This window comes from Aureimonas frigidaquae, assembly GCF_001463905.1.
Lineage (GTDB): Bacteria > Pseudomonadota > Alphaproteobacteria > Rhizobiales > Rhizobiaceae > Aureimonas > Aureimonas frigidaquae.
This window is the reverse complement of the sequence record NZ_BBWR01000018.1, coordinates 52,126-71,759: the sequence shown is the minus strand read 5'-3', so window position 1 is coordinate 71,759 and position 19,634 is coordinate 52,126. Positions and strand designations below refer to the sequence as shown.

Here is a 19,634-nt window from a genome sequence, read left to right as displayed (position 1 = left end):
TCAGGGACGGAACAGAACCTTCGAGAAGTGCAGATCCCGCGCATCGAACCGGCGGAAGATGTCCGGCAGTTCCGCAAGGTCGAGATCGTGGGAGATCATGAACTCCCACTTCAGCTCGCCGGTGCCGAACTTCTCGATCGTCGTCGTCCATTGCGGGCCGGGGAAGGGCGCGCCGAAGCTGTTCCAGGAGCCATGCAGCGAGATTTCCTGGCGCAGGAAGTACTGGAACGTCTTGTTGTCGAGCTTCACGTCCGGCACCGGAATGCCGATGAAGGTCACATGCGCGCCGGGCGCGCCCAGCATCACGGCGGCGTTGATCGTGGAATCGAGGCCCACCGCCTCGATCACCACGTCGGCACGCTCCGGATTGTCGGCAAGATCGCGCGACAGAACGAGGTTCGTCGCCCCGGCCTGGCGGGCGAGTTCCAGCTTCTCTTCCGATACGTCCACCGCAATCACCTTGGAGGCACCCATCAGGCGCATCCACTGGATCGCGTAAAGGCCGATCGGCCCGCAGCCGACCACGCCGCCCGTCTGGCCGACGGTCATGCCGCCGGCCTTCCAGAGCGCATGCAGGGCGATGGAGGCCGGGTCCACCATGGCGATGGCGCGTGGATCCACATGCTGGGGGCACTTCAGGAGATTACCGACCGGAACCGCGACATATTCGGCATAGGCGCCATCGCGGCGGCTGCCGAAATAGTCGTAATCCTTGCAGCGCGAGAAATTGCCCGTCTTGCACTGGTCGCATTCATGGCAGGGGATGAGCGGGGCGATGGCGACGAGCTCGCCGACGCTCCAGCCGGAGACGCCGGTTCCGAGCTCGGCGACATGGCCGGAGAACTCGTGGCCGGTGATCAGCGGCATCTTCCACGCGCCCTTGACCAGCATGCGCGGAAGGTCCGATCCGCAGACGCCGACGGAGGCGACGCGCACGAGCACCTCGCCCGGGCCGGCGACCGGCTTGTCGCGCTCTTCCAGGCGGATGTCCTTCGGGGCGTGGAGAACGATGGCGCGCATTGAAGCCTCCCATGGCATGCATGTTGTGTCACGCTTGTGATATTACGCCACAAACGAGCGCGCAAGCAGAAATCTACATTCGTGTCATTGTATCACGGATGTGATTTCGGTGCGGCCTCACGCAAGCGCGTCTGCAGGCGCTGGTAGAAGGGCGAGAGGCATTCCATCGCCTCGATATAGGCGTCCACATAGGGTGCGTAGAGCGCGGTCACCTCCGGCCGGCAGGTGGCGAGCGGCCGTGTCTGGCCGGCAAAGCGCCGGGCCGTTTCCCGCAGAGAGGGGAAGATGCCGACGGCATGGCCGGCCACGATGGCCGCGCCGAGCGTTCCGAATTCATCGCCTGGCAGGCCATGATAGTCGAGCCCGAGCGCGTCGGCCTTGATCTGGCGCAGCACGGCCGACCGCGCGCCGCCGCCGATGTTCACCGCAAAGGTGGGGTCGTAATCCGGCGCGATCTCGCGCACGGCGCGCAGGTAGACGGCGTATTCATAGGCGATGCTCTCCATGATCGCACGGACCATGTGCGCCTTGTCGTGCCGCCAGGTCAGGCCCAGGAACGCGCCGCGCATGGTGGGATCGTTGGGCGTGTTGCGCCCGGACAGATGCGGCATGAAGATGAGCTCTTCGGACCCCGGCGCGATCGTTTCGGCCGCAGCGCCCAACGCCTCGTAGGGGTTGATGCCGTTGGTTTCCCACTCGGCCTTTTCGCGCGGGGACAGGACATCGCGGAACCAGCGCAGATTGAGCCCGCCACCGGCCAGATAGGCCATCGGGAAATACAGTCCGGGAATGACATGGCCGCAGGTGATCAGGCACTTGTATCGCGTGTCGGTGCCGAAATGGCCGATGACGGTGGCAAAGACCGCAGCAGTGCCGGACGTATCGAACACCGTGCCTTCGTCCACCAGGCCGCCGCCCAGCACATTGGCGCTCTGATCGCCGCAGCCGGCCGCGATGGGCGTGCCGGCGGCAACGCCGAGCGCCTCCGCCCATTGCGGCTGCACCCTGCCGATGATGTCCCAGGGCTCGACGATGCGGGGGAGCTTGGATGTATCGAGGCCGAAACGGCCGAGGAGTTCCTCGTTCCAGCGCGATGTTTCCCCGCTGGCAAAGCCGGAAAAGGCCACATAGGTGCGGTCCATGAAGGCATCCGCGCCGGCAAGCCCGGCCAGGCGGCCCGCGACGAAACCCGCCGGCTGCACGAAGCGGCAGATGCGGTTCCAGATGTCTTTCCGGTCCCGCCAGTAAAGAAGCTTGGGCGCGTGGTTGAAGGCCAGCGCCATGCCGCAGGTGCGGATGATATCGTCCTCGTGCGGGGCAAGCTCCGCAAGGTAGGGCGCGCAGCGTGTGTCCAGCCAGCTGTCGTAATGGGTGACGGGGTTCCAGTCGGCGTCGATAGCCATGATGCCGGCCATCTGCCCGCTGATCGCCAGGGCCGCGACATCGCCAGGCGCTATGCCGGCGGCCCCGACCGCGCGGCGCACGGTGGACAGGACGGAGCGGAAAATCTCGTCCGGGTCCTGCTCGACGGCGCCGGGCTGGGGGTAATGCAGGACGGATTCCTCGAAAGCCTCGCCGACGCAGCGCCCCTGGCTGTCGTAGACCCCGGTCTTGGTGCCGGTGGTGCCGATATCGATGCCGATCACATGGGTTACCACGGTGCGTCCTCCTCCCATTTCATGTTCTTCCACCCGCTGCCCGTCTGCGGCCCGCTCCCGAGAGCCGCCCGGGCGCGGTCAGCCGGTCAGTCCGGCTTCCCGGGCCACGGTCCAGCCATCCGCAGGCGCGAGCGGCAGATCCGGCCGTTGCGGATAGATGACGATCTTTCCCGAAACGCTGCCGTCCGCGACGGCTTTGAGCGCCTGCGGCAGGGCGTCGAGCCCGCCGACCGCCGCGATGTTGGCGGACAGGTCGAGCTGCCCGGACGACACGCGCGCCAGGACATATTCCATGTCGGCGAGCGAGCAGCCGGTCGAACCCGTCAGCCGCAGCCCGTCCAGCGCCACGCGGGACAGATCGATGGAAAGCCGCTCGCCATAGGGAAAGCCGGCAAAGACGGCGAGAAGGCCGCCATGCCCGAGCCAGCCCGCCGCCTGACGCACGGCGCCCGGATCGGGGGCCACCACCACGGCATCGGAAAGGCCCTGCGGCGCCAGCCGCGCCACCGTGTCGGCGAGGCTGTCGGTATCGGTCACCACCAGGCGCTTGCCCGCCCGCGCTGCGAGGTCCCCAAAGTCGGCCGTCAGATCCGCAAGACGCTTGCCCTTGCGGGACGATGCGATGATCGTGGCCGGACCGTCTTCAAGTTGCAGCAGCCGGTGGACGTGGATCCGCCCCATCGCGCCGCCGGCGCCGTGGACGAGCACGACCCCACCGGGGCGGGCGTCGTATCGCTGGCGGACCGGTTCGAAAGCCGTTTCGATGCGGCGCTCACGCGTTCCGAGGAAGGCGAGCTGGTCGTAATGGATGCGCGCCGGATCGAGCTGCGACAGCCCTTGCGCGGCATCGCTGCGCGCCTGCAGGAGCAGCGCGCCGTTGGCCATGAGGGCGCAGAGCCGTGTCAGACACTGCGCCGTCACTGAGCCGAGGGCCAGGATATCGTCGAAGCTTTCGCCGGCCAGCGCCAGCTGTTCCAGCGTGTCGACCAAGCGTGCCGGCCGATCGGCGAGCCAGGCGGGGGCAGGCCCCACACAGGTGATCTCGGCCCAGTCCGGCACGTCGGCCAAGTCGAAGCCCTCGCTGCCTTCGGCGCTGACGATCAGGGCCCGGCCGCCCGGTTGCAGGGCCGTGCGCGCATTGGGCCGCCAGGCCCGCTCGACGCAGCCATAGGGCTCCAGCAGTGCGATGGCGGCCGCTGGCAGGGTATCGGGAACGTCCATGACATAGCCGTCGAGCGCATCCGGGCCGAGGCGCAAGAGCTGCGCGAAGCCGCCCGGCAGGTCCATGCCGATGATGCGCCGCTTGCCCGCCACGCGCAACGCCGGTTGCAGGCCGAGCCGCTGGCCGGGGTGAAAGCGGGCTGCCTGCTGCGCGCCCACGGCAACGACGCGCAGGCACACTTCATGTCCGAGCACCGTGTCGATATCGGCCGCCGCATCGGCAAAGAGCGGATGGGACGCGCCCATCCGGACGATCTTGATATCGGACGAGCAGATGGAGACCGCCTCGACCCGTGCGACGATCTCGTCGGCTGCCGGTGCGGGGCAGGGCTGGTCTTCCGGCGTCGCGGTCAGAAGCGCTTCCAGTGTGCCGCCACGATGGGGCCAGCGTCGGTTGATGGCGAGCATGTCACTCCGGGTCATTCTGGCGCCTCGCGGTTCGGCTTTGGCGGATGATGGCATCGCCCCGGCGCACGGCTTGCGCCGCCGCGTCGAAGTTGCGCAGGGCAGACAGGGAATAGAGGACGTCGATGGCGAGGAGCTGCCCGAACTTGCTGACCATGCTTTCATGGATGGGCTCGTCGCCAGCCGGCGCATAGCCGGCGGGTGTGATCAGCGCGATATCGGCGAGCCGCGCGAGCGGCGAATCGGCGAAAGCCGTCAGCGCAACCGTGCCAAGGCCGGCCTGCCGCGCGGCATTCAGGGCCTGCACGGTCTGGTGCGTGCGGCCCGAATCGCTGATGCCGATGGCCAGTCCGCCCGGCGGCAGGGAGCCGGCGATGAGAAGCTGGTTGTTGCGATCCCGGTGGAAGATGGCCGGCTTGCCGATCCGCGCGAAGCGCAGAAGCGCATTCTCGGCCGCCAGCGCCGAGAGGCCTGCTGCGAAAAAATACAAAACGTTCGCTTCCGCGATCCGGCCTGCCGCGTCTTCGAGCGCCTTCGGATCGAGTGTGGAAAGGCAAGCCCTGGCAATATCAGCATTGCGGTGGGCGACCTTGGTCAGAATGGTGTCGGCCGTGTCGTGACGGCCGATATTCTCGTAGATCTGGCCTTCTTCCGGCGCGCCGCGGGGCATGGAGACCCCGTTGGACGCATCCTCCAGCATGCGGATCTGGAAGCTGCGATAGTTGGAAAAGCCGATATCCCGCACGAAGCGGCTGATCGAGGCTTCCGACACGCCGCAGGTGGATGCGAGCTCACGGATGTTCATGCGCCGCGTCGTGTCGGGCTGCGCCAGCACCGCATCGGCCACCTGCTGCAGCGTCGGCTTAAGGCTGCCCCGCACACTTTGAATGTGCTCCAATATGCCCAGCTGGCCTTTCAAGGCGCCCCACCTCCGACATCGACGACGGCTGAAACTAACCGCCGCTGAAAATAACTTTCAAGAAAAATATTTTATGGACATGTAAATTTCACGTTGTTAGCTTCTCTTCGGTCAAGCCGATCCGGGAGACGCGCCGCTTCATCGCCGCGCGGGGTCGGCCGCTCATCGCCGGGAGGAAACTTGCATGTCCATCAGATCCAGCGGGCGTCTTACGTCCATTCGTTCCGCCGCGCTCGTTGCGGCGGCATCGCTGTCCATCGTCGCCGCCGCATCCGCGCAGGAGGGCGGCGGCCGGACCTATGTCTATGCGTCGCAGTTGCAGGGCCACCCCTATCTCTTGGACAGCCTGCTCGGCATGGATTATGCGCAGAAGCAGTTCGGCGTGACGATCGAGCGGCTCGGCCCGCAGGGCTGGGACCCTGTCGCCGGCGCCGAGGCCGTCGAACAGGCCATCGCCCGCAAGCCCGACGGCATCATCACCACGCTCTGGGAGCCGGGCGCCGTGCCGGGCATCCGCCGTGCGATGGAGCAGGGTATCCCGGTCATCGTCATCGAGGCGGTGACGCCGGACAATGGCGGTGCGCTCACCTTCATCGGGCTCGACAATTACGAGGCCGGCGTCGACACGGCCAAGGAGCTGATCGCACGGGGCGGCAACAGCGGCAGCTATGTGGCGTCCGGCAACTGGGGTGCTTCCAACACCGACGCCAAGTTCCAGGGCCTGAAGGACTATCTGGACGCCAACAGCCAATGGACGCTGGCCGGCCGCATCGACGACAAGGCGACGACCTCGACCGCCATCGACGCCGCCAAGACCATGTTCAACACCTATCCCGACATTACCGCGGTGGTCGGGTTGGACAGCTCGTCCGGAACCGGCATCTGCCTGGCGGCGGAAGAGCTGGACAAGGACATCACGGATCTGACGGTGATCGTGCATGACCGCGAGGACCCGGTTCTGGAATGCATCGCCGACGGTGTGATCGATGCCTCGATCATCAACAAGACGGCCCTGCAGGCCTTCATGGCCGTCCAGTTCCTGGAAGCCTACAACGATCAGGCCGTAGGCCTTGCCGGGGTGCCGATCTCGGCCGACAACGCGGCAGCCGGCGTCAACCCGTTCCCCGACCGGGTCTATATGGGCACCGAAGTGATCGACGGTGACAATGTCGAAGGCTTCCTGCGGTCCAACCTCCCGACCTACTGACCGCACGACCGCGCCGCCGCCACACGGCACGCGGCGCGGTTCCAACGGGACCGATCGCTTCCGCGAAAGGCGAGCCATGACGCAAGGCGCCACCATACCGCCCATTCTCAGCCTGTCCGGGGTCAGCAAGACCTACGGCGCCGTGCGCGCGCTCCAGGACGTGTCCTTCCACGTCCGGCGCGGCGAGGTGCACGCCATATTGGGCGAGAACGGGGCCGGGAAGAGCACCACGCTGAAGGTGATCAGCGGCGAGGTCGAGCCCGATTCCGGAGAGGTCCGCCTGTCCGGGCGCCCGACCGACGCTGCCGAGCGCAGCCGGGGCGATATCGCCATGGTCCATCAGGAACTGGCCGTCTTTCCCAACATGTCCGTGGCCGAGAACATCTTTGCCGGGCGCATCCCGCGACGCGGCCTGCGGATCGACTTCCGCCGCATGCATGCCCGAGCCGCCGAACTTTTGGCACTCTTCGGCCTCGACATGGATACGCGGCGCCTTTTGTCCGAGCTGACGCCGGGGCAGCAGCAAATCGTGGAGATCCTGCGCGCCGTCGAAAGCGATGCCGGGCTTCTGATCCTGGACGAGCCGACATCCGGGCTCAACAACCGCGAGGCCGAAACGCTGATCGGCCTGATCGGGCGGCTGCGCGCCGCCGGCCACACGATCCTCTACGTGTCGCACCGGCTGCCGGAAGTTCTGGCCCTGGCCGATCACGTCACCGTCCTGCGCGACGGGCGCTTCGTGGAAACCCTCGTCAATGACGGGCTCTCGGAGGACGATCTCATCCGGCGGATGGTGGGGCGTGCGCTGGATGGCGCGCCCATGGCGGCGGGCGGCGGAACGCTGGGTGCGCCGGCGCTGGAGGTCCGTGGCCTCACTTTGCCGGATGCCTATGAGGATATGGACCTGTCGGTCGCGCGGGGGGAGATCGTCGGGGTTTTCGGCCTGGAGGGCTCGGGCGCGGAGGAATTTTCGCATGGCCTGTTCGGCATCGTGCCGCCGGTCGCCGGTCAGCTTCGCCTATGCGGGCTCGATGTGCGGGACCTTTCGCCGGCGGAACTGATGCACCGGGGCATGAGCTACCTGAACGGCAACCGCAAGGATGCCGGCCTCTATATGGAGCGCAGCATCGCCGACAATATCGCCGCGCCGGTCCTAACCCGTCTCTCGCGCTTCGGCCTGGTCCGGGAGCGCGGCGTCGCCGCGCTGGCAGATGCCGATATCAAGCGTTTCGCCATCCGTACGGCCGGGCCGCAGGTGCGGCCAAGGCAGCTCTCCGGCGGCAATCAGCAGAAGGTCATGCTGTCGGCCTGTCTGGCCAGCGCGCCGGAGGTGATCGTGTTGAACGAGCCGACGCGCGGTGTCGATGTGGGCGCAAAGGCGGAGGTGCACGACATCATCCGCCGGCAGGCCGGAGAGGGGAAGGCGGTTCTCGTCTTTTCCTCCGACCTGCCGGAGCTTCTGCGCCTGTCGCACCGGATCGTCGTGATGCGCGGGCGAAGGCGTGCCGGCGAGGTCAGCGGCGCCGAGCTCGGCGAAGAGTCGGTCATGGCGCTTGCGGCGGGCGGACGATGACGGGGGAGAAGGACGACATGGGTTTGGCCCGCAGCATCGACAAGCCGGCAGCCGCCGCCGCGACACGGCGCGTGGCAAGCCCGGGCTTTGGCTCCAACATCCTGGCGCTGGCGCTGGTGGTGGCGGCCGTGCTCCTGTTCCTGGCGCTGACGCGTCCCAACTTCGCGACAGCGCAGAACCTCAACTCCATCCTGTTCGGCGTTTCCATCGATTTCCTCGCCATCATCGGCTTCACCTATGTGATGGTCATGAAGGAGATCGATCTGTCAGTCGGCTCGGTCTTCGCGCTGACGGGCACGCTGACCGGCGCGTTGCTCGTTGGCGGATGGGGCTTCTGGCCGGCCGCCGGGGTGGCGCTCATGGCGGCGGCCGCAATCGGCTTTCTCAACGGCTTCCTGGTCGTGCGCTTCAACATCAACTCGCTGATGCTCACCATCGGCACCATGCTGCTCGTGCGCGGCCTGTCGAATGTCATTGCCAATGATCTGGGCGGGCGGACTTATCCGCGGGCCTTCCGCAGCCTTGCGCGGACCGACCTCTTCGACATCCGCATCACGATCGTGGCCATGGTGGCGATCCTGCTCATCGCCTGGCTGTTCCAGCGCAAGTCCGGCCTGTTCCGTCGCATGTGCTTCATCGGCGAGAATGCCCGTTCGGCCGCCATTCACGGCATTCGCGTGGGGCGGATCAAGATCCTCGCCTTCATGCTGAGCGCGGTCACGGCGGGCCTGGCGGGCATCTTCACCGCCTCGCGCATCACCCATGCCGATGTGCGGATGGGGCTCGGCCTCGAATTCGTGCTGGTGACGGCTGCCATCATCGGCGGGGCGAGCCTGTATGGCGGGCGGGGGGACCTGCGCGGCTCGGCGCTCGGCCTTCTTCTGCTGGCGCTCGTTCTGAACGGCATGATCATGTACGATATCGAGCCGGTCTTCCAGCAATTCGTCATCGGCCTTCTCCTGATCCTGACGGTAGCCTTCGACACCATCCTCAACCGCCGGAGCCGGTAGGACCATGGCCAAGCGTTCCAAGCTCACATTCCTGCGCCATGGCCGCCTGGAACAGGAGGCACTGACCTTCTGCGCCGCGCTCGTCCTGGCGCTCGTTCTGGCCGTCCTGTCACCGGCCTTCCTGAACGCCAACAATCTGGCCTCTCTCCAGACGGCCATCGCGCCCAATCTGATCGTGGCGCTCGGCATGATGACGCTGTTCATGATCGGCCGCTTCGACCTGTCGGTCGGTGCGGTGATGGGCGTGTCGGGCATCGCCTCGGCCATGGCGCTGGATGCCGGCGCGCCGGTAATCGTGGCCGTTGCCGCCGGGCTTGCCCTCGGCCTCGCCATCGGCGCCTTCAACGGATTGATGGTCGCCTATGTGGGCATCAACCACCTCATCGTCACGCTCGGCGTCCTGTACATGACGCGCGGCGTGATCGAGGTGGTCATGTCCGGGCAGCTTCTGGCCGGCTTCACATCCTTCCCGCCCGGCTTCAGCGCGCTCGGCCAATGGAGCTTTGGCAACCTGTCCGGCTTGTTCCTCTTCGCGCTCCTGCTCTGTGTCCTGTTCGAAGCCTTCCTGCGCCTGACGGCGCCGGGCCGTGGGCTCCTGTTCCTCGGCGGCAATCCGCGCGCTGCCAGCGCAACAGGCATCCGCCCCGCACGGGTGGAGTTCTGGTGCTTCGTCCTGTCGGGCGGGCTGGCGGCGCTGGCCGGCGTCCTGATGACGGCGCGGGTCGGCATGGCCAACCGCTATATGGGCGAGGGGCTGGAGATGCAGATCTTCATCGCCTGCCTCATCGGCGGCGGCTCCATCGCGGGCGGCAAGGGGTCCTATGTCGGGGCGTTGGCGGGCGTCCTCTTCGTGACGCTGATGACCAATGCCTTCAACCTCCTGTCCGTGCCGTCCGAATGGCAGGCCGTGGTGATCGGCGCCGTGCTGGTGGCCGTCGTGGTGGTGGACGGCATCCTTGTCCTGCGCAAGGCCGGCCGACCCTGGGCCAACATTGTCGGCCTGTGGCCGGCGCGGCTCGGCAGGTAGGGCTACGCGCCCTCACGGGCGCATGCCGGCTTTAGACCGGGCACCCCTTGGCGCGCAGCAGGGCGTCGAAGCGCGCGCGATCCAGTGTGCCGGTCGCGTTCGCGGCGGCGATCTGCTTCTCCTTCTGCGCATGGGCACGGCACAGGGGGAGCAGCTCCTGCGCCTGCGCGGCGGGAATGCAGATCACACCGTCGCCATCGCCAAGGATCAGGTCGCCCGGCAGGACGCTCATGCCGGCGCAGGAGACCGGCACGTTCACTTCGCCCGGTCCGTCCTTCGATGGGCCCCGCAATGTGTTGCCCATGGCATAGGCGCAGATCCCGCCTTCCGCCCATTCGGCAACGTCCCGCAGCGCCCCGTCCAGGACGAAGCCGCCAATGCGCCGCGCCAGGGCCGTGGTGCGCATGAGGCCGCCGATCACTGCCGTCGACAGATCGCCCCCGCCATCGATGACGATGATGTCGCCGGGCTCGGCCATCATCATGGCAAGATGGATCATCAGATTGTCGCCCGGCCGGATGCGCACGGTGATTGCCGGGCCGACCATGACGGCCGACAGGTCCCGATGGTAAGGCGTCAGCCCCCGCGAGCCGCTGTGGCGGCCGATCACGTCGCCGGCATGGCAGGACGGCACGCTGCGATAGGCCTCGATCAGCGCCTGCGGCACTGTTTCGACGCGCGGTTTGACCTGGAAGCCGGTTGGCCATGCCGCAGCGGCAGGCTTGATCGTCTGATTCATGGTCGCTCGTCCTTCATGCGCTCAGCTTGAACAGGGGGTGTCGTCACGGTGCGGCCTTGATGGCCGTCATTCATGCAATTGCGCCGCGCAGATGCGCTGGTTGCGCCTCGAGCAAGCTGCGGTTGAGGCATAGGGCGGCGATCTCGTCGGCCAGCGGCCTGTCGGCTTTGCGGGCATTCAGGCACGCCACCACGTTGCGTGCGGCCTGTTCGGCCATGCCGGCCAGCGCCTCGGGCGTCGAGCCGCCGATATGCGGCGTCAGGACGGTGTTGGGATTGCGCCGCAGGGGCCCGTCCGCCAGTGGCTCCTGCGCAAAGGTGTCCAGCGCCGCGGCCGAAACCCGGCCCGCTTCGAGTGCCGCCGCCAGGGCGGCCTCGTCCACCAGTTCGCCGCGCGCGGTGTTGACGACGACCGCGCCCACCGGCAGCAGCGCCAGGCGCCGCGCATCGAGAATGGGCGGGGCGCCGCGCACGGCCGGGCAATGCAGGCTCAACACATCGCTCTGGCGCACCAGCGCGTCCAGCTCACGGACCAGAGAGACGCCCTCCAGCGTGGCGATGGTCGGGTCGATCATCGGATCATGGGCAATGACCCGCATTCCGAGGGCGCGGGCGACCGCAGCCACCTGCCGGGCGATGCGGCCGAAGCCGACCAGGCCGAGCGTGCGCCCCGACAGTTCGGCGCCGTCGCCGCTGCGCACCCATTCGCCGTTGCGCACGCTGCGATCGAAGCGGGCCACGTGGCGCATGGCGGCGATCATCGTTCCGATGGTGAACTCTGCCACCGCGCGCGCATTGGCGCCGGGCGTCGAAAACACGGCGATCCCGCGCTGCGTGGCGGCGTCCATGTCGATGTTGCTGGTGCCCGTGCCATGCTTGGAGATCACGCTGAGGCTCGGGCAGGAATCCATCATGTCGGCGGTCAGATGCATGGTCCGGGAGATGATCCCCTCGACCCGCTCTTCACGCAGGAGCCGGTGCAGGCCGTCCACATCCGAAAAGCCCGACACGTAGCGGATATCGCAGCCCGCGCTGTCCAAAACGGCGCGCCCGGCCGGTGCCAGCGATGGTGCCGTGACGAGAACGATAGGTGGCATATGCGTTGATCCTCCCAGAACGGGGGGTAATCAACCATTGCCGAAAAATTCTGTCTAATACATAATATTCCAGTATTTATAACTTCGAGGAATGCTTTGAACGAGCGGGATCTGCGTTATTTCGCGGCGGTGATCGAGACGGGCGGCATCGGCTCGGCGGCGGCTCGGCTGGGCGTCACCCAGCCGGCGGTCACCAAATGCATCGACCGGCTGGAAGAGGCGCTGCGCACGCCGCTCCTGATGCGCAAGGGCCGCCACGTCGAGACGACACCGGCCGGCAGGGTCTTCCATCAAAGGGCGCGGTCGATCCTGCAGCGGATCGACGATGCCAGGCGGGAATTGTCCGACCATGCCACCGGCGTCAGTGGGCATGTGCGGCTCGGCGCGTCGGCGACGGTGACCGAGACGCTGTTGCCCGACGTCATCGAGCGGATGATGCGTGAGGCCCCCGGCATCACCATCGATCTCGTGACCGGGATGAACGATGTGCTGCGCAACGCCCTGCGGGAGGACCGACTCGACATGCTCGTCAGCCCGACGGGGCCGGGCGGGGACGAGTTCCAGTCCGAGCCGCTGATCTTCGACGATGTCGTCGTCGTGGCGCGGGCGGGCCACCCGCTGGCCGGGCGGCAGGCAAGCATGGAAGCGATGCTCGACTATGACTGGATCCTGCCGTCCAGTTCGGTCGTGCTCCGGCGATGGCTGGACCACGCTTTCGAGCGTGCGGGACTTCGCAAGCCCCGCGTCCGGATCGAGGTCAATTCGCTGGTGCTCATGCCGCGTCTGGTCGGCGGCAGCGATCTGCTCAGCTTTTGCTCCGGGGAACGGCTGGCGGCCTCCGAGCTTGTCGAGCTGCGCTGTGCACAGACGACATATCGCCGCTCTTTCGGGCTCCTGTATCGGCCGGACGCCTATCTTTCGCCCGCCGCGATGACGATTGCGGGCCTGCTGCGCTCCGTCGCCGGAGCCGCCTGAACGGCGGACGGGGGGCACCGCCCCCCGAAAAAGATGCCGTGCTGCACGTGCCGCTGGCCTACGCCTCCAGCGGGTTGCCCGTCACGAAGCCGCCATCGACCTCCAGGCACATTCCGGTCACGTAGGCCGCGGCCGGAGAGGCGAGGAAGAGGCACGGACCGACGAGATCGATCGTCGTGCCCCAGCGGCCCAGCGCCGTGCGGCGCGACACGGCCTCTTCGCCGAAGGGCACCGACCAGATCGGCTTGGTCATGTCGGTCTTGTGGTAGCCGGGCGCCACGGCGTTGACGCGGATTCCTTCGCGGCCCCATTTGTGCGCGAGCGCGCGGGTCAGCCCCAGGACACCGGTTTTGGAGGCCGTGTAGGCCGGCACGCCCGGATCGGCCATGTAGCTGAGCATCGAGGCGATGTTGATGATGCTGCCGCCACGCTCAGCCAGCCGGTCCTTCAGGCCGATGGCAAGCCGGAACTGGGCGTTGAGGTTCACATCCATCGTGTCGAGGAAGATGTCTTCGTCCCATTCCGCGCCACCACGGGCGATGCCGGCGCCGTTGATCAGGACATCGCAGCGCTCCTGATCGGCGCAGAACGCCTTGACGGCCGCCCGGTCGCGGACATCCAGCCGCGTGAAGCGGATTGCGCTCTCGCTTCCCATGCCGGCGATCTTGTCGGCCGACGATCCCGTTGCCGTTACCTCGGCGCCAAGCGCGGCGAAGCCGCGGGCAATGTCGAGCCCGATGCCGCTGGTCGCGCCGGACACAATCACGTGCTGGCCGGAAAAGAGGTCCTTGCGGAATGTTTCGACGGTCTCTTGCATGCGATTTAATCCTCCCCGGGACTCTGTCAGGCCAATTGCCGCAGCGCCGCCACGACCATGTCCGGCGTGACGGTGATGGGTTCGTTTTCCATGATCTCGCCCGGCCGGCAGGCGCGCTGCGCGACCGCTTGGAGCTTTTCGTCGCTCACCTCCACGATGCCGATATCGGACAGGCGCGTGGGCAGCCGGACGGACAGGCAGTAATCGCGCACCTTTTCGTATTCGTCCCGATTGCCGTGGATCAGCAGCGTCGCCAACACGCCGATGGCGACCTTTTCGCCGTGCAGGTGATGGTGCACGTCCGGCAACTCGCACAGGCCATGGTGGATGGCATGGGCGCCGGCAACGCCGCCCGACTCAAAGCCAGCGCCGGACAGAAGGATGTTGGCCTCCACCACGCGCTCGAAGGCCGGTCCGGCCTCGCCCGCATCGCATTCGCGCAGGGCCTCGGCGCCGTATTCCACGATCGTATCCCGGCAGAAACGGGCGATCTCGAAGGCGAGGGCAGAGCCGTGCGTGCCCCAGCAATTGGGCGCATCGGCGATCCGGGAGCTTTCGGCCTCGTACCAGGTGGCGAGCGCATCGCCGATGCCGGCCGCCAGAAAGCGCGACGGGGCCTGGGCGATGATCTGCGTGTCGACGAGGACGAGGTCTGGATTGCGCGGCAGGAAGTAGTCGTAATCGACCGAATGGTCGGATTCCTTGTAGACCACGGCGAGGGCGGAGCAGGGTGCATCCGATGCGGCGATGGTCGGCACGATGACGCATGGCAGGCCGCCCAGGCGGAAGGCCACCGATTTCGCCGTGTCCAGCGCCTTGCCGCCGCCCACGCCGATGATCATGTCCACGCCCTTTGCGCGGCCCTCCTCGACGTTCCGCGTAATCTCCTGTTCGGAGCATTCGCCGCCATGGACGGAAATGACCGCCGATAGGGGTTTCACGCCCTCTTCGAGCGGACCGCGCAGGACGTCCGCCAGATTGCGGTCCAGAATGACGAGGGCATGTTTGCCCAGCGTCTCGGCCTGTGCTCCCAGGCGGGAGATGAGGCCCGGCGCCTGGACGTAGCGGCCGGGAAAGCGTGCTCCGGTGATGTACATTCGTGTGGAATCCTACCAGCAGGTGTAGCCGCCATCGGCCAGCACGATCGAGCCCGTCATCAGGCTCGCGGCGTCCGAGGCCAGGAAAAGAATGACGGCGGCGATCTCGTCCGGCTGGCCCATGCGGTTCTGCGGCGTGCCGCCGATCCAGTGCTGCATGAGCTCCGGGCTGTCATAGACGTAACGCGTCATCTCGGTTTCGATATAGGTGGGCGCCACGGCGTTGACGCGCACGCCCCGGGGCGCCCATTCGGCGGCGAGGGAGCGGGTCAACTGGTGCACTGCCGCCTTGGACGCGTTGTATTGCGCCTGTTCCTGTGGACGGTTGACCACGAAGCCGGACATCGAGCCGACATTGACGATAGCCCCGCGCCCGCGCTCCAGCATATGGCGCCCGAAGGCACGGCAGCACCAGAACATGCCGTTGAGGTTGATATCGACGACGCTGGTCCATTCATCGTCGGTCATGTCTTCCGCACGGATGTTGGACCGCGCAATGCCGGCATTGTTGACGAGGATGTCGACATGCGAATAGCGGTCGGCGAGCGCCGTCACATCGGCCGAGCGGGTCACGTCCAGCGGGTAGGCCACCACGTCGAAGCCGCGCTCACGCAGCTGCGCGGCCGCATTTTCCGCGGCCTCGCCGTCACGATCGACCAGGATGATCGCCGCGCCGCCTTCCGCCAGGGCCGTGGAGGTGGCCAAGCCGATGCCGCGGGCGCCGCCCGTGACGAGCGCCGTGCGCCCCGCAAGGCTGAAGCGGCTCATGATACTCATTGCAGATTGTCCCCTTCTGACCGGTTCGCCGCGTCGAGCGCGTCAAGATCGTCGTAAAACTGCTGCGCCTCGCCATAGAGGCGGTCGTAGACGGGTTGCATCCGCGCATAGACATCGCTCCAGCGCGGATCCGGATCGACCCGGCGGGAATGGCGGACGAGCCGGCCGGCCGCCTCCTCGATGCTGCCGCGCCCTGCGGCGGCGGCCGACAGGATCGCGCAGCCGACCAGGCCACACTCGGCCTCTTCCGGGATCAGGATCGGCTTTTGGTAGACGCTCGCCTTTATCTTAAGCCACAGATCCGCCTTGGCCCCGCCGCCCGAGGCGATGAGCAGCTCCGGCTCCGTGCCCGTTGCACGTTCCATGACGCGCAGATGCCGGTTCACCGCGAAGGCAACGCCTTCCAGCACTGCGCGATGCATGTCGTCGAGCCCATGGCCCGCGCCGAGGCCGAAGAACTGCGCACGCGAATTGCGGTGCGCGCCGAGCCGCTCGCCCACGAGATAAGGCAGGAAGAAGAGCGAGCCCGCCCCGGCCCTGGACTGCGCAGCCGCATCCAGGATCTGCGCGTAGGACAGGGTGTCGCCGTGGAATGTCCGGCGCGCCCAGCGTGCGCTGTCGCCGCCTGCCTCCAGAAGAACGAAGGCCCCCCAATTGCCTTCCGGCGTGCCGACATTGCTGATTTCCGGGTCGAGCACGGGCTCGTGCGCCAGAAGCGTGACAATGGACGAGGTGCCGGCGACTTCCGATGCAAGGCCCGGCCGGCAGACGCCGGAGCCCAGCATGGCAACGGGAAAATCTGCCGCGCCGACAAGGACCGGCGTGCCCTCCGCCAGCCCGGTCAGGGCCGCCGCCTCCCGGGTGACGGTGCCGAGAATATCGGTCGGCATGGCGATGTCGGCCATCTTGGCGATATCGAGCCCAAGCCGCTCGAAGACCCTGCGCGACCATTGGCGCGTTTCGCTGTTGACCAGGAAGGAGCAGGCGGCATCCGTCCAGTCCATGGCACGGCGACCGGTCAGCCGCAGGTTCACATAGTCCTTGGGCATCATGACCGTGGTGGCGCGCGCATAGGCGGCGGGGTCATGATCGCGCAGCCATTGCAGCTTGAAGGCCGGCCAGGCGGGCGTCGGCGGGTTGGCGGTCAGCGCCAGCCAGTTGGCCGATTTTTCCTGCCGCTCGAACCGCGTCACGTAATCCAGCGTGCGCTTGTCGTTCCACAGCGGTACCGTATCGCGCGCGGGCTGCCCGTCGGCATCCACCAGGACCGTGCCGTGCATCTGGCCGCAGGCGCAGACGGACTCGATCGAAATTCCTTCCGCTCGCGCGTGGTCCGTGACGGTGCGTAGCGTCTCCACGGCGGCGGCCCACCAGTCGTCGGGCCGTTGCTCGGACCAGCCGAAGGCCGGCACGATCTGGTCGTAGGGGCGGGCGGCGATGGTGATCACCCTGCCGTCCATCCCCATCAGGGCGGCTCGGGTGGATCCCGTGCCGATGTCGATTGCGATGCTTGCCTGCATGGCTATCAGCGCCGCAGAAGCGTGGTGCCATGCTGCAGGACCACGGCGGCGACGATGATGACGCCGAGATAGACCTGCTGATGGTAGCCGGGGACGCCGGCCAAATTCATGATGTTGCCGATCACGCCGAGGATCAGCACGCCGATGAAGGTGTTGATGACGCCGCCGCGCCCACCCATCAGGCTGGCGCCGCCGATCACCACCGCAGCGATGACATCGAGCTCGTTGCCCGCGCCGACGGAGGCCGAGCCGACACCCGAGCGGGAGGTGACGAGCACGCCGGCCACTGCCGCAAGCGCCCCGGAGATGACATAGACCGACAGGACGTACCAGGGAACCTGGATGCCGGACAGGCGCACGGCCTCTTCGTTGGAGCCAATCGCCTTCACCATGCGGCCGAAGCGCGTAAAGTTCAGCACCACGAAGGCGATGGCGAAGCAGGCGAGCATGAGCAGCGCCGGCTGCGGCACGCCGAGCGTGTAGGAGGTGCCGAAGGCCTGCAGCGGGCGGCCGGCTTCGCCCAGCATGATCGGCTGGCCGTTGGACAGGATGAGGGCGAAGCCCCGCGCCGCCGTCATCATGGCGAGCGTGATGACGAAGGCCGGAAGGCGGAAGAAGGCGATGAAGACGCCGGAAATCAGGCCGCAGGCCGCGCCGATGCCGACGACCATGGCGAGCGTGACCGGCAGCGGATAGGATTGCAGGAGAATGGCCGTCGATACGGCGCCGAGCGCCGCGATGGAGCCGACCGACAGGTCGATGCCGCGCGTCAGAATGACGAAGAGCATGCCGATGGACATGACGCCGATGCCCGACATCTGGCGCAGGACGTTCATCACGTTGCGCTCGGTCAGGAAGGCATCCGACTGCGCCTGCGCGAGCAGGATGAGCAGCACGAAGATGACGAAGGTCCCGTATTGCCGGAACGCCTTGCCGAAGTTGAACCGACGGGTCTTCTCGGCCTCGTTGAAGGTGACCGTGTTCTCGCTCATGTCCGGGCCTCCGGGGCCTGTTGGTGCTGGCCCGTCATCGACAGGGTCAGAAGTTTTTCTTCTTCGAAATCGGGCGGCAGGAGCTCGCCGCGCAGCGTTCCTTCGCCCATGACGAGGACGCGGTCGCACAGGCCGAACAGTTCGGCGTGCTCCGATGAAATGACGATCACCGCCTTGCCTTCCGAGGCCAGGCGATGGATCAGCGAATAGATTTCCGTCTTGGCCCCCACATCCACGCCGCGGGTCGGCTCGTCCAGGATGATGAGGTCCGGCCCGGTGTTGAACCACTTGGCCAGGACGACCTTCTGCTGGTTGCCGCCGGACAGGCTGGAGACGGGATCGTTCATGGATTGCAGCTTGATCCGCAGCGAGGCGATCAGCGACTGGACAAGGCGGCGCTCGGCGCCGGCCCGGAAGAAGCCGGCCCGCGTCACGCGGGAGGCATCCGCCATGGTGGCGTTTTCGCGGATGGCCATGTCCAGGACGACACCCTGTGCCTTGCGGTCTTCAGGCACCAGGCCGATGCCGCGCCGCACCGCCTGGCGGGGGTTGCGGGGTTTGAAGGGCGCCCCCTTCAGGACGATGGTGCCGCTGCGGATCGGGTCGGCGCCGAACAGGGCGCGCGCCACTTCGCTGCGGCCCGAGCCGACCAGCCCGCCGAGCCCGACGACCTCGCCCCGCCGGATGGAGAAGCTCACATCCCGCACGCCATTGGGCAGTGTCAGCCCTTCGACCCGCACGATCTCTTCCCCCAGCGTCGTGTGCGGCTTGTCGCCGAAGAGCTGGGACAGCGGCCGACCGACCATCATGCGGATGAGCCCGTCCACCGGGGTGTCCGTGGGAGTGACGGTGCCCACGCGCCGGCCGTCCTTCATGACGGTGATCCGGTCGGCAATCTCGTAGATCTCGTCCAGCCGGTGGGAAATATAGACGATGCCCACGCCCTGGCCGCGCAGATCCTTGATGATCTGCAGGAGGCGGCGCGCATCGCCCGTCGACAGGACGGCGGTCGGCTCGTCGAAGACGATCACACGCACATCGCGCGAGAGCGCCTTGGCGATCTCCACCACCTGCTGATGGGCCACCGACAGGTCGGAGACCTGTTCGCCGGGGGCGATGTCGAAGCCGAGACGTTGGATGAGCGCACGGGCGCGCTCGTTCAGGCTGCGCCAGTTGATCGCGGCCGGCAGCACGCCCAGAAAGATGTTCTCGGCCACCGTCAGGTCCGGCGCAAGGGCCATTTCCTGGTGGATGACGGAGATGCCACGGCGGATGGCGTCGGTCGGGCCGGAAAGCCGCACCTCCGCCCCGTTGATCAGCGTGCGGCCCGCATCGGGCCGGAACTCGCCGCCCAAAACGCGCATCAGGGTGGATTTGCCCGCCCCGTTTTCGCCCACCAGCGCATGGACTTCGCCTGCATTCAGATCGAAGTCCACATCGGTCAGAGCGTGGATACCGGCAAAGGACTTGGTGATGTTCTCGAGCTGGATCAGCGCCGCCAAGGCTTCGTCCCTCCTGGTCTTTGAAATGCCGGGACGGGCCGCCGGAACCTGTCCCGGCGGCCCGTGCATCACCGGGTCA

At 67.0% G+C, this 19,634-nt stretch carries 17 protein-coding genes; 5 read left to right on the top strand and 12 right to left on the bottom strand.

Features of this window, described 5'->3' with window-relative positions; translation table 11 throughout:
• The 4 genes from AUL30_RS17420 to AUL30_RS17405 form a co-directional block, all read right to left on the bottom strand.
• Positions 1-1,020, bottom strand: coding sequence for a galactitol-1-phosphate 5-dehydrogenase (locus tag AUL30_RS17420; RefSeq protein ID WP_062229182.1), 1,020 nt, complete (start codon positions 1,018-1,020; stop codon positions 1-3).
• A 92-nt stretch (positions 1,021-1,112) separates the two neighbouring features.
• Positions 1,113-2,696: an FGGY-family carbohydrate kinase gene (locus tag AUL30_RS17415; protein ID WP_083508040.1), complete on the bottom strand. Its 1,584-nt coding sequence runs from the start codon at positions 2,694-2,696 to the stop codon at positions 1,113-1,115.
• A gap of 60 nt (positions 2,697-2,756) precedes the next feature.
• Complete coding sequence (locus AUL30_RS17410; protein WP_192843084.1) at positions 2,757-4,322, bottom strand: alcohol dehydrogenase catalytic domain-containing protein; 1,566 nt, start codon at positions 4,320-4,322, stop codon at positions 2,757-2,759.
• A complete protein-coding gene (locus AUL30_RS17405) occupies positions 4,309-5,223 on the bottom strand; it encodes a MurR/RpiR family transcriptional regulator (protein WP_157070276.1) in 915 nt (304 codons plus the stop codon). Before AUL30_RS17405 ends, AUL30_RS17410 begins: the two co-directional genes overlap by 14 nt.
• A 184-nt stretch (positions 5,224-5,407) precedes the next feature.
• Between AUL30_RS17405 and AUL30_RS17400 the strand changes: the two genes are divergently transcribed.
• From AUL30_RS17400 to AUL30_RS17385, 4 genes are all read left to right on the top strand, one after another.
• Complete coding sequence (locus AUL30_RS17400; RefSeq protein ID WP_062229178.1) at positions 5,408-6,430, top strand: substrate-binding domain-containing protein; 1,023 nt, start codon at positions 5,408-5,410, stop codon at positions 6,428-6,430.
• A 76-nt stretch (positions 6,431-6,506) separates the two neighbouring features.
• Complete coding sequence (locus tag AUL30_RS17395) at positions 6,507-8,003, top strand: sugar ABC transporter ATP-binding protein (RefSeq protein ID WP_062229177.1); 1,497 nt, start codon at positions 6,507-6,509, stop codon at positions 8,001-8,003.
• Between the two features lie 17 nt (positions 8,004-8,020).
• A complete protein-coding gene (locus AUL30_RS17390; protein WP_192843083.1) occupies positions 8,021-9,013 on the top strand; it encodes an ABC transporter permease in 993 nt (330 codons plus the stop codon).
• A gap of 4 nt (positions 9,014-9,017) precedes the next feature.
• A complete protein-coding gene (locus AUL30_RS17385; RefSeq protein WP_062229175.1) occupies positions 9,018-10,040 on the top strand; it encodes an ABC transporter permease in 1,023 nt (340 codons plus the stop codon).
• A 31-nt stretch (positions 10,041-10,071) separates the two neighbouring features.
• On the opposite strand, the gene AUL30_RS17380 is transcribed toward AUL30_RS17385, so the two are convergent.
• Positions 10,072-10,779, bottom strand: coding sequence for an RraA family protein (locus tag AUL30_RS17380; RefSeq protein WP_062229174.1), 708 nt, complete (start codon positions 10,777-10,779; stop codon positions 10,072-10,074).
• A gap of 70 nt (positions 10,780-10,849) precedes the next feature.
• Positions 10,850-11,875: an NAD(P)-dependent oxidoreductase gene (locus AUL30_RS17375; RefSeq protein ID WP_083508037.1), complete on the bottom strand. Its 1,026-nt coding sequence runs from the start codon at positions 11,873-11,875 to the stop codon at positions 10,850-10,852.
• A gap of 96 nt (positions 11,876-11,971) precedes the next feature.
• Here AUL30_RS17375 and AUL30_RS17370 point away from each other — a divergent pair, with 96 nt between their 5' ends.
• Positions 11,972-12,850 carry a LysR family transcriptional regulator gene (locus AUL30_RS17370; RefSeq protein WP_062229173.1) on the top strand — a complete coding sequence of 293 codons (879 nt, stop codon included), beginning with the start codon at positions 11,972-11,974 and terminating at the stop codon, positions 12,848-12,850.
• A gap of 58 nt (positions 12,851-12,908) precedes the next feature.
• On the opposite strand, the gene AUL30_RS17365 is transcribed toward AUL30_RS17370, so the two are convergent.
• Genes AUL30_RS17365 through AUL30_RS17340 form a run of 6 tightly spaced genes read right to left on the bottom strand, consistent with a single transcriptional unit; the run spans position 12,909 to position 19,555 of the window.
• On the bottom strand, positions 12,909-13,667 hold the full coding sequence (locus tag AUL30_RS17365) for an SDR family NAD(P)-dependent oxidoreductase (protein WP_062229172.1): 759 nt from the start codon (positions 13,665-13,667) through the stop codon (positions 12,909-12,911).
• 26 nt (positions 13,668-13,693) lie between these two features.
• Entirely contained in the window at positions 13,694-14,764 is a 1,071-nt protein-coding gene (locus AUL30_RS17360; protein ID WP_062229171.1) for a glycerol dehydrogenase, read from the bottom strand.
• A gap of 12 nt (positions 14,765-14,776) precedes the next feature.
• Complete coding sequence (locus tag AUL30_RS17355; protein WP_157070275.1) at positions 14,777-15,541, bottom strand: SDR family NAD(P)-dependent oxidoreductase; 765 nt, start codon at positions 15,539-15,541, stop codon at positions 14,777-14,779.
• Positions 15,538-17,061 (bottom strand): xylulokinase, encoded by a 1,524-nt coding sequence (locus tag AUL30_RS17350; RefSeq protein WP_062229169.1) that lies wholly within the window; start codon positions 17,059-17,061, stop codon positions 15,538-15,540. The genes AUL30_RS17355 and AUL30_RS17350 overlap by 4 nt, the downstream gene beginning before the upstream one ends.
• A 5-nt stretch (positions 17,062-17,066) precedes the next feature.
• Complete coding sequence (locus AUL30_RS17345) at positions 17,067-18,053, bottom strand: ABC transporter permease (RefSeq protein ID WP_062229168.1); 987 nt, start codon at positions 18,051-18,053, stop codon at positions 17,067-17,069.
• Positions 18,050-19,555 (bottom strand): sugar ABC transporter ATP-binding protein, encoded by a 1,506-nt coding sequence (locus tag AUL30_RS17340; protein WP_062229167.1) that lies wholly within the window; start codon positions 19,553-19,555, stop codon positions 18,050-18,052. Before AUL30_RS17340 ends, AUL30_RS17345 begins: the two co-directional genes overlap by 4 nt.
• Positions 19,556-19,634: the final 79 nt, after the last annotated feature.

Excerpts from the sequence above, each read along its gene's own strand:
- AUL30_RS17420 (WP_062229182.1), bottom strand. The coding sequence starts at position 1,020 with ATGCGCGCCATCGTTCTCCACGCCCCGAAGGACATCCGCCTGGAAGAG.
- AUL30_RS17415 (WP_083508040.1), bottom strand. The coding sequence starts at position 2,696 with ATGGGAGGAGGACGCACCGTGGTAACCCATGTGATCGGCATCGATATC.
- AUL30_RS17410 (WP_192843084.1), bottom strand. The coding sequence starts at position 4,322 with ATGACCCGGAGTGACATGCTCGCCATCAACCGACGCTGGCCCCATCGT.
- AUL30_RS17400 (WP_062229178.1), top strand. The coding sequence starts at position 5,408 with ATGTCCATCAGATCCAGCGGGCGTCTTACGTCCATTCGTTCCGCCGCG.
- AUL30_RS17395 (WP_062229177.1), top strand. The coding sequence starts at position 6,507 with ATGACGCAAGGCGCCACCATACCGCCCATTCTCAGCCTGTCCGGGGTC.
- AUL30_RS17390 (WP_192843083.1), top strand. The coding sequence starts at position 8,021 with ATGGGTTTGGCCCGCAGCATCGACAAGCCGGCAGCCGCCGCCGCGACA.
- AUL30_RS17385 (WP_062229175.1), top strand. The coding sequence starts at position 9,018 with ATGGCCAAGCGTTCCAAGCTCACATTCCTGCGCCATGGCCGCCTGGAA.
- AUL30_RS17380 (WP_062229174.1), bottom strand. The coding sequence starts at position 10,779 with ATGAATCAGACGATCAAGCCTGCCGCTGCGGCATGGCCAACCGGCTTC.
- AUL30_RS17375 (WP_083508037.1), bottom strand. The coding sequence starts at position 11,875 with ATGCCACCTATCGTTCTCGTCACGGCACCATCGCTGGCACCGGCCGGG.
- AUL30_RS17365 (WP_062229172.1), bottom strand. The coding sequence starts at position 13,667 with ATGCAAGAGACCGTCGAAACATTCCGCAAGGACCTCTTTTCCGGCCAG.
- AUL30_RS17360 (WP_062229171.1), bottom strand. The coding sequence starts at position 14,764 with ATGTACATCACCGGAGCACGCTTTCCCGGCCGCTACGTCCAGGCGCCG.
- AUL30_RS17355 (WP_157070275.1), bottom strand. The coding sequence starts at position 15,541 with ATGAGTATCATGAGCCGCTTCAGCCTTGCGGGGCGCACGGCGCTCGTC.
- AUL30_RS17350 (WP_062229169.1), bottom strand. The coding sequence starts at position 17,061 with ATGCAGGCAAGCATCGCAATCGACATCGGCACGGGATCCACCCGAGCC.
- AUL30_RS17345 (WP_062229168.1), bottom strand. The coding sequence starts at position 18,053 with ATGAGCGAGAACACGGTCACCTTCAACGAGGCCGAGAAGACCCGTCGG.